The following is a 9745-nucleotide window of genomic DNA, read 5'->3' as shown; positions in this document are numbered from 1 at the left end:
CCGCCCGCCGGCGCATGGCCGGCGGGCGGTTCGTCTGTGCACGGGGGTACGGCCGCTACTTCACCGCACCCGCGGTGAGCCCTGCGACGACCTGACGCTGGAAGATGATGTAGGCCGCGAGGACCGGCAGCATCGCCATCACCAGACCGGCGAAGAGACCGGACCAGTCACCCTTGTATCCCTGGCTGGTGGCCAGTTCGACCAGCCCCTGGGAGAGCACCCGGTGGTTCGGTTCGGTGTTGAGCACCGTCGGCAGCATGTACTGGTTCCACTGCCCGAGGAAGTTGAAGATACCGACGCTGATCAGGCCGGGCTTCGCCATGGGCAGCATCACCTGGAAGAAGGTCCGGGTGTGCGAGGCCCCGTCGAGCATCGCCGCCTCCGCCACCGAGGTCGGCAGCGTCCGGAAGAACGAGGTGAGGAAGAAGACGGTGAACGGCAGCGAGTACGCGATGTAGACCAGGATCAGCCCGTGCTGTGTGTTCAGCAGGCCCATGTTGTTCATGACGAAGAACAGCGGGACCAGCGCCAGGATGATCGGGAAGCTCATCCCGCCGATGAACAGGTAGTAGATGAAGCGGTTGCCGGGGAAGTCGAACCGCGCCAGTACGTACGCCGCCATGGACCCGAGCAGCAGGGTGCCGACGAGCGAACAGCCCACCACCACGATGGTGTTGAAGAAGTAGTCGCTCATGTGCGCCTGGCTCCAGGCGCGCGACCAGTTCTCGAAGTGCAGCTTGTCGGGCAGCGCCCAGGGCGTCGACAGGATCGAGTCATCGGTCTTGAACGACGCCATCACCGCCCAGAGCAGCGGCAGGACGACCAGGATCGCCCAGATGATCAGCACACCGTGCGAGAAGACATTGAGGACGTGGCCCTCACTGCTCTTCGCCTTGCCGGCGGGCGCGGGCGCCTTGGCCACGGGGACCGGCTCCACCGCCGGGACCGCGGGAGGGGTGTCAGTGGTCTTCACGTGTGCTCACCTCGTACTGTCGAGCCGGACACGGAGACCGACCTGTAGTGCCTGCTGGGGGTCCGGGTGCCGTCACCCGTCAATCGCAGCATCAGAACTCCAGCCGCTCGCGCCGGCCCAGCCGCATCACGATGGCGGCGAAGGCCATGGTGACGAGGAGCAGTCCGACACCGATCGTCGTTGCGTAGCCGGCCTGCCCGTCACGGAAGGCCGTCTGGTACACGTACAGCGGCAGGACCGTGGTCGAGTAGTCGGGACCACCGGGGCCCACGGTCATGACCTGTACGGCGGTGAACGCCTCCACGCCGAGGGCGAGGATCCCCATGTAGACCCAGCCCGACTGCACCGTGTCCCAGAGCAGCGGCAGCGTGATCCGGAAGAACGTGGTGAAGCGGTCGGCGCCGTCGAGCAGCGCCGCCTCGTAGAAGTCCTTCGGGATGGACGCCATGCCGGCCGAGAACAGGACGACGAAGAATCCGACCGTCGACCAGACCAGTACCGACATGACGCAGATGAGCGCGAGGTTCGGATCGCCCAGCCAGTCCGGCTGGATGGAGCCCAGACCGATCGCCTTCAGTGTCGAATTCAGCATCCCGCTGGTGGGGTTGAAAGCGAACTGGAAGAGCAGGGCGACGATGACGATCGACAGCACCTGCGGGAAGAAATAGGCGATCTTGTAGAAACTCGACCCGCGCACTCCGGAGACCGCGGCGTTCTTGCGCCGTCGGCCTCCGACATTGAGCATGAAGGCGAAGAACAGCGCCAGGCCCAGCGTCACCAGCGGCAGCAGCAGCACGAGCAACACGCTGTGCTGCAACGACTTCCAGAAGATGTCGTCCTTCAGCATCCTCGTGTAGTTGTCGAACCCGATCATCTTGAAGTCCGGGCTCAGGCCGGTCCAGTCCGTGAACGAGTAGTAGATGGACTGGATGAACGGCCAAATGACGAAGACCGCGTACAACGCCAGTGGGACTACCAAGAACCCCACGATGAAACGGTACTTGCCGTGCTGCATCGTTTACCGACCCCGATCTTTCCGCGGGTGCCGCCGCTGGTGACGGTTGCTCACTGGTGCTTGTAGTGCTTGATGGACTGGTCCTTGGCCGCCGCGTCGGCGAAGGCCTGGATCTTCTTGATGGCTTCCGCAGGGGTCGCGCGGCCGGCCATCATCTCGCCGATACCGGCGACACCGATCTGCTCCTTCTGGAGCTTCACGTACCAGTCCTGCAGACGCGGGTTCACCACGTTGTCGCCGGCCTTCTTCAGCGAGTCGACACCGGACTGCATGGCGGTCGACAGGGTCAGACCGTCGGTGCCGCCGTTGAAGGCGCTGAGCGACTTGACCTGCTTGGTGAAGTTCTTCGAGGACTCCTCGGAGAGCATGAGGCGCAGCTGCTCCATGCCGCCCTCGGGGTTCTTCGCGTTGGCAGGGACGATGAAGGGCTCACCGCCGGAGGCCCAGATGGTGCCGAACGGCATCTTGTCGGACGAGTCCAGGCTGGACGGCGGCGCGACCATCATCTTGAAGTCCTTGGGCGTGGTCGGCGCCGCCTCGTTCTCCACCCACGAACCGTTGGGGAGGAAGAGCGCCTTGCCCTTGGTCCACTCGGTCTGCGACTGGATGTGGGTCAGGCCCGGAGTGCCCTTGAGGATGTACCCCTTCTGGTACAGCTCGTAGTACGCCTCGAACGCCGCCTTGACCGCGGGGTCCTTCCAGGCGTTCGGCTCCAGGTTGTCGATCTTGTCGAGAACCTCCCGGCCACCGATCTTGGCGATGAACGGGTAGAGCGAGAACGGCAGGTAGTAGGGGTACTTACCGGCGTACGTCCAGCCGGCGATGCCCTTCTTCTTCGCCTTCGCGCAGAGGGCGAGCATGTCGTTCCAGTTCTCGGGGTACTGCGCGTCGAGGTTGTCGAGCGCGGTCTGCGAGTACCAGACGCCGTACACGGTGTACGCGTAGTACATGATCCAGACCGGGTCGCCGTCGAACTGACCCATCTCCAGGACACCGGGGCGCAGCGTGTCGCGGACCTTCTTGCTCGGGTCGTCGACGGACGGGGCGTCCATCAGCGGCGTCAGGTCCAGCAGCTGCTTCTTGCCGACCAGGACACCCATGTCCATCTGCTCGGCACCGGAGTTGTCGATCAGGTCCGGCGGGGTGCCGCCGTTGAAGCGCGGCTGCAGCTGCGACTGGATCTTCTGGGTCGCGACGTGCTTGACCTTCGGGGCCTTCGGGAACGCCGCGTTGTACTTCTTCTCCGCGTCGATCGCGTACTGCTGGCCGAAGCCGCCGTCGAAGATGACCACCTCGAGCGGGGCCGTCTCGTTGACGCCGAGCGGGTTGGTCTTGGTGACCTTGCCCTTCTCGACCTTCTTGTCGCTGCTGCTGTCGCCGCTCGCGCACGACGAGAGGAAGCCCATCGTCGGAACGGAGAGCAGGCCGAGTGCGGCAGATCGCTTGATCACATCGCGACGGCCAAGGCCCTCATTCTTGTGGGCGGAGGTGGATCCCATGCTCAAGTCCTCGCCTTCTCCAGGACTCAGGCGGTGTGTACCGGTCGCCCGTCGATATTCGCCTCAGGCGAAGGGCCCCGCCACCGCGGTCAGTTGCGCTTGGGTAGTGCTGATTTCAGGCTAGCCATGTGCAGTGGGGGCTGTGGGAGATCCGGCAGTGGATGCACCTGTCGTGCCCCTTCTTGACCGTTCCCCGTTCCCCCTTGCCCACATCGCCGGAACGGCTGTGCAGACGCCGACAGGTATAGTCCATTTACGACCGACTGAGCAAGATCGAATGCAAGTTTGAGCGGCAGTCTTTCCCGAGTTGAGACCTCGCGGACACCTGGACCCCGCACGCCCTGATCCGGGTGTAACGATTTCCGCATTACGGTCGATTCGACTGGCGATTCACGCCCAACACCCTTGACACATAGCGGCACTTGGATCCCTACTGGACCTTGCGCATCCATGACAACGTTGTCCAAGCGTACTTCTTCGGGAGGAATGGCTCGGCATGCAGCCCCGACATGGTTCTCGCAAGAGACAAAGCCGTACGGCCGCGCTGATCGCGGCTTCACTCGTTCTGGTCGTGACAGCCCCCACCCTGGCCGCCGCACAGTCGGCCGGGACAGGCGAAAAGAGCCAAAGCACCTTAGCGGAACGGACATTCGGTTCATCCTTCGAAGCGGATGAAAAGCAGCCGGACTGGCGCAACACCGTCGAAGAAGGTCCTGACGGAAAGAAGCGGTCATCAGGTGTTGATGGCGGCTTCTCCGCAGGAATACCGGGCAATGTCACAGACAAGGTGACAGACGTCCGCGCCAGTGACGAGAACGCCGGCGGCGGGGAGGTGAAGGAGAACCTGATCGACGGGGAGTCCGGCACCAAGTGGCTGTCCTTCGAGCCCACCGCCTGGGTCGAGTTCGACCTCACCGAACCGGTGAAGGTCGTGACATACGCGCTGACGTCGGCCAATGATCACAACGAGCGCGATCCGAAGGACTGGACCCTGCAGGGCTCCGCCGACGGCAAGGAGTGGAAGGACCTCGACTCCCGGACCGGCCAGACGTTCACCGAGCGGTTCCAGACGAAGTCGTACGATTTCACATCCGACACGCCACATCAGCACTATCGTCTGCAGATCACGAAGAACAACGGCGCCTCCGATGCGACCCAGCTCGCCGACGTCCAGTTCTCCGACGGCAACACCTCGGTCCCGGCGCCCGACTCGATGCGCAGCCAGACCGACCGCGGCCCGTCCGGCTCCCCCACCGCCAAGGCGGGCGCGGGTTTCACCGGAAAGAAGGCCCTTCGGTACGCCGGTACGCACACGGCGGACGGCCGGGGCTACTCGTACAACAAGATCTTCGATGTGAACACGGCTGTCACCCGTGACACCTCACTCTCCTATCTGATCCACCCCCGGATGAGCGAGACGGACCTCTCCTACCCGGCGACGCATGTCTCTGTTGACCTGGCGTTCACGGACGGCACGTATCTGAGCGATCTGCGGGCCACCGACAGCAACGGCGGCCTGCTGACCCCGCAGGGCCAGGCCGATGCCAAGCGGCTGTACGTCAACCAGTGGAACAAGGTCGACTCGACGATCGGCACGGTCGCGGCGGGCAGGACCGTCGACCGGATTCTGGTGGCGTACGACTCCCCCAAGGGCCCGGCGAAGTTCCAGGGCTGGATCGACGACATCAAGATCGCCCCGAAGGCACCCGAGAAGCGCCGCTCGCACCTCTCCGACTACGCGTCGACGGTCCGTGGCACCAACTCCAGCGGTGGTTTCTCGCGCGGCAACAACTTCCCCGCCACCGCGATCCCGAACGGCTTCAACTTCTGGACGCCGGTCACCAACGCCGGATCGACCAGTTGGCTGTACGACTACGCGCGCGGCAACAACGCCGACAACCTGCCCGCCCTCCAGGCCTTCAGCGCCAGCCATGAGCCGAGCCCCTGGATGGGTGACCGGCAGACCTTCCAGCTGATGCCGTCGGCGGTCTCCGGCACCCCGGACGCCTCCCGCAAGGCGCGTGCGCTGCCGTTCCACCATGAGAACGAGACGGCGAAACCGCACTACTACGGTGTGACATTCGACAACGGCCTCAAGGCCGAGATGACACCGTCCGACCACGCGGCCCGGATGCGGTTCACCTATCCCGGTGACGACGCGAGCATCATCTTCGACAACGTCTCCAACGACGGCGGGCTCACCCTCGACCCGAAGAGCAGCTCTTTCACCGGCTTCTCCGATGTGAAGAGCGGCGGCTCGACCGGAGCCACCCGCCTCTTCTTCCACGGCGTCTTCGACGCGCCGGTCACCGCGAGCGGGAAGCTGTCCGGCGGCGGTGGCGACGACGTCACGGGCTACCTCCGCTTCGACGCGGGCAAGGACCGTACGGTCGGTCTGCGCCTGGCGACATCGCTGATCAGCATCGACCAGGCGAAGCAGAACCTCGCTGCCGAGATCCCAGGCTCCCGCTCCTTCGGCCGGGTCGAGGACCGGGCGCAGCAGGCCTGGGACGACATCCTGGGCAAGGTGGAGGTCGAGGGCGCCACGGCCGACCAGCTGACCACCCTGTACTCCAGCCTGTACCGGCTGTACCTGTACCCGAACTCGGGCTTCGAGAAGGTCGATGGCAAGGACAAGTACGCCAGCCCCTTCTCCCCGCAGGTCGGCTCCGACACCCCGACCCACACGGGCGCGAAGATCGTCGACGGCAAGGTGTACGTCAACAACGGCTTCTGGGACACCTACCGAACGACGTGGCCCGCGTACTCCCTCCTCACGCCGGACAAGGCCGGCGAGATGGTGGACGGCTTCGTGCAGCAGTACAAGGACGGCGGCTGGATCTCGCGCTGGTCCTCCCCCGGCTACTCCGATCTGATGACCGGCACCTCCTCGGATGTCGCCTTCGCGGACGCCTACGTCAAGGGCGTGAAGTTCGACGCCGAGGCGGCGTACGACGCGGCCCTGAAGAACGCCACCGTGGTCCCGCCGTCGTCGGGCGTCGGCCGCAAAGGCATGGAGACGTCCCCGTTCGTCGGCTACGCGAACACCTCCACGCACGAGGGCCTGTCCTGGTCGCTGGAGGGCTACCTCAACGACTACGGCATCGCGCAGATGGGCCGGGCGCTCTACAAGAAGACGAAGAAGAAGCGGTACAAGGAGGAGTCCGAGTACTTCCTGAACCGCGCCCGCAACTACGTCGACCTCTTCGACAGCAAGGCCGGCTTCTTCCAGGGCAAGGACACCAAGGGCGACTGGCGACTCCCGTCGGACCAGTACGACCCGCGGGTCTGGGGCTACGACTACACGGAGACGAACGGCTGGGGCTATGCCTTCACGGCCCCGCAGGACAGCCGGGGCCTGGCGAATCTGTACGGCGGGCGTGCCGGCCTGGCGAAGAAGCTCGACACGTACTTCGCCACGCCGGAGACGGCCGGCCCCGAGTTCGTCGGCTCGTACGGCGGTGTCATCCACGAGATGACGGAGGCCCGTGACGTACGGATGGGCATGTACGGCCACAGCAACCAGGTCGCGCACCATGTCACATACATGTACGACGCGGCCTCGCAACCCTGGAAGACGCAGGAGAAGGTCCGCGAGGTCCTGAGCCGCCTCTACACGGGCAGTGAGATCGGCCAGGGCTACCACGGCGACGAGGACAACGGCGAGCAGTCGGCCTGGTACCTCTTCTCCTCGCTCGGCTTCTACCCGCTCGTGATGGGCAGTGGCGAGTACGCGATCGGCTCCCCGCTCTTCACGAAGACCACGGTCCATCTGGGGAACGGCCACGACCTGGTCGTCAGGGCACCGAAGAACAGCGCGAAGAACATCTATGTGCAGGGCCTGAAGGTCAACGGCAAGAAGTGGAACTCGACTTCACTGCCGCACGACCTGCTGGCCAAGGGCGGTGTGCTGGACTTCGACATGGGCGCCAAGGCGTCGTCGTGGGGCACCGGCAAGGACGCGGCGCCGGTCTCGATCACCATGGACGACAACGTGGCGACGCCGAAGGCGGACGTGCTGAAGGGTGCGGGCGCCCTGTTCGACAACACATCGGCCACCTCTGCGTCGGTCACCTCGGTGGACCTGCCGGTGCCTTCGGCCACGAACGCGGCCCAGTACACGCTGACTTCGAGCGCGGCGGCCAAGGCCCCGACCGGGTGGGTCCTCCAGGGCTCGTCGGACGGCGCCACGTGGAAGGATCTCGACAAGCGGTCGGCCCAGTCGTTCGCCTGGGACAAGCAGACGAGGGTGTTCTCGGTGAGCACGCCGGGCTCGTACGCACACTACCGCCTGGTGTTCGCCGGTGAAGGGTGCTCGCGGAGGTGGAGTTGCTCTCCTGATCCCCCGCCCGCTCCGGGCGGACCCGCGGATGGCCGGTGTCTCATTCCGAGGCGCCGGCCGTCCGCGTGCCGGGCGGCCGGCGATGCGTGGAGCAGCGGCGGTTCCACGCTCAGTCCCTCTGCGCGGCTTCCGCAGCGGCGCGGGGGAACAGGCTCTCCGGCAAGGTCACGTTCCACGCCGTCAGAACCGGCTTGCCGTGCTCGGTGCCGAGCCGGGAGACGGCCCCCGTGGCGAGCTGGAACAGTGTGCCCTCGGCCGGGGTCAGGCCGAGGTAGCGGGCGGTGAGGACGCGCAGGAAGTGGGAGTGCGCGACGAGCGCGATGTCCTCGTCCGCGTCACGGCTGGCCGCCTCCGCGACTTCGGCCAGCACCCGGTCGGCGCGCGCACCCACCTCGGCAGGGGTTTCACCGGGGTGCGCCTCGGGGCCGGGGGCGACTCCGTCGGTCCAGAGGTTCCACTCGGGGTGGGTGCGGTGGATCTCGTCGGTGGTCACCCCTTCGTAGCCGCCGTAGTCCCATTCGCGCAGTTCGGGTGTGATGCGAGGTGCGGCGAGTCCGGCGAGTTCCGCGGTGCGCCTGGCGCGTACCGAGGGGCTGACCAGGGTTAGTGCGATCCGCCGGCCGGCGAGCAGCGGAGCCAGCGCGCGGGCCTGTCGTTCACCGAGGGGGGTCAGGGGCAGATCGGTGTGGCTCGTGTGCTGCCCGGACCGCGACCACTCGGTCTCGCCGTGCCGGATCAGGATCAACTCGCCCATGGGTCTCATCCGCTCTCTGTGCTGTTCGTGCTGCGTGACTGGCAAACCACCTGGCCCACGATCGCATTCCGCGCGCCCGGGATGAGGCGGCCGGTACCTCGTTTCCGGGTACGGCAGCCCCGTGACCCGTGACATTCCTTCAGATGTCCCAGCTGGGGAGCTCCGACGCCGGCTCCTCGCGGGCTCCCGCCGGAGGTCGTCCGCGACCTCGTGCAGCGACGACCTCAGCGAGGATCAAGCTCGTCAAGCGCAGCGCCGACGCGAGCCGCACGGCGGCGATCACGGACGCGATCGGCCCCGACACGGGGCTGGTCATGGTCAGCGAAGTCCTGACCAACGACGGCGAGCTGGTCGACGTCGACGCAATCTGCGCGGTGGCCCATCAGTACGGAGCACTCGTCTTCGCGAACCTCACGCAGACGCTCGGGGTCGTGCGCTCTGATCTGTCGCGGCACCCGGCCGACCTGGTCGCAGCCCATGGGTACAAGTGGCTGCTCTGCCCGCGCGGGGCAAGCTGGCTGGTGGCCGACCCGAGCCGGATCAACATCGCACCGACCGTTGCCAGTTGGAAGTCAGCCGCGGACCCTGAGCGCTTCTTTGGCGGACCGTACAGCGAGGCCGGGGCGATGGCCCGATTCAACTCGTCGCCCGCCTGGATGTCGTGGATCGGGGCCCTGGCCGCGCTCGGCCTGCTGGCAGAAGTCGACGGTGACGACAGTCGCAGTCATACCCTGCGGCTTGCGGAGCAGTACATCGCCGTTATGCGAAGCCATGGTTTCAGAGAACTCAATTGCGGTGCCCGATCGCACATTGTCGTGACCGCACCGCCATCGGGCTACCGGGTTGACCCAGCGCGGCTGTACGACGCCCGAGTACGCGCGACGATCACCGCGAACGGTGGTCTCCGAGTCGGATTTCATTACTTCAATGACGAGGCGGATGCCGCTTACGCGGCGGAAGTCGCGCACAAGGCCCTCGTCGTATCCACCTGATAGCTCCCGCTCCCGGCTCCTGCCGATGCCGCCCCAGCTGCCCTGCCTGCCGCAAAATTGCTGTGGCTGCTCTGCGAGGGCCGGGAGCGGGGATCTCTGTGGCACAGAGAGGAATCGTGCCCCTCATAGCCGCCGGACGCAGATCTGAGACGTCAGCCGCCGGACGCAGA

At 65.8% G+C, this 9745-nt stretch carries 5 protein-coding genes and 1 pseudogene; 2 read left to right on the top strand and 4 right to left on the bottom strand.

Going from position 1 to position 9745, the window contains the following annotated elements:
- Nucleotides 1-55 precede the first annotated feature (55 nt).
- The 3 genes from ABTZ94_RS33525 to ngcE all read right to left on the bottom strand — a co-directional run bounded on the left by ABTZ94_RS33525 (nt 56) and on the right by ngcE (nt 3487).
- Entirely contained in the window at nt 56-973 is a 918-nt protein-coding gene (locus ABTZ94_RS33525) for a carbohydrate ABC transporter permease (RefSeq protein ID WP_351206571.1), read from the bottom strand.
- Nucleotides 974-1064: 91 nt separating this feature from the next.
- Nucleotides 1065-1988, bottom strand: coding sequence for a carbohydrate ABC transporter permease (locus ABTZ94_RS33520; protein WP_351206569.1), 924 nt, complete (start codon nt 1986-1988; stop codon nt 1065-1067).
- Between the two features lie 50 nt (nt 1989-2038).
- Nucleotides 2039-3487, bottom strand: coding sequence for an N-acetylglucosamine/diacetylchitobiose ABC transporter substrate-binding protein (ngcE, locus tag ABTZ94_RS33515; protein WP_351206567.1), 1449 nt, complete (start codon nt 3485-3487; stop codon nt 2039-2041).
- Between the two features lie 496 nt (nt 3488-3983).
- On the opposite strand from ngcE, the pseudogene ABTZ94_RS33510 reads away from it, so the two are divergent.
- A pseudogene (locus ABTZ94_RS33510) lies at nt 3984-7828 on the top strand (GH92 family glycosyl hydrolase).
- 110 nt (nt 7829-7938) lie between these two features.
- On the opposite strand, the gene ABTZ94_RS33505 reads toward ABTZ94_RS33510, so the two are convergent.
- Nucleotides 7939-8583 (bottom strand): histidine phosphatase family protein, encoded by a 645-nt coding sequence (locus tag ABTZ94_RS33505; protein ID WP_351206565.1) that lies wholly within the window; start codon nt 8581-8583, stop codon nt 7939-7941.
- A 143-nt stretch (nt 8584-8726) separates the two neighbouring features.
- Here ABTZ94_RS33505 and ABTZ94_RS33500 point away from each other — a divergent pair, with 143 nt between their 5' ends.
- Nucleotides 8727-9575: an aminotransferase class V-fold PLP-dependent enzyme gene (locus ABTZ94_RS33500; RefSeq protein WP_351206563.1), complete on the top strand. Its 849-nt coding sequence runs from the start codon at nt 8727-8729 to the stop codon at nt 9573-9575.
- The last annotated feature ends 170 nt before the right edge of the window (nt 9576-9745 follow it).

The sequence above is a fragment of the Streptomyces sp. NPDC002785 genome (assembly GCF_040295565.1).
GTDB lineage: Bacteria > Actinomycetota > Actinomycetes > Streptomycetales > Streptomycetaceae > Streptomyces.
Note: the sequence above shows the minus strand (reverse complement) of the source record. Positions and strands in the feature narration are given on the sequence as shown.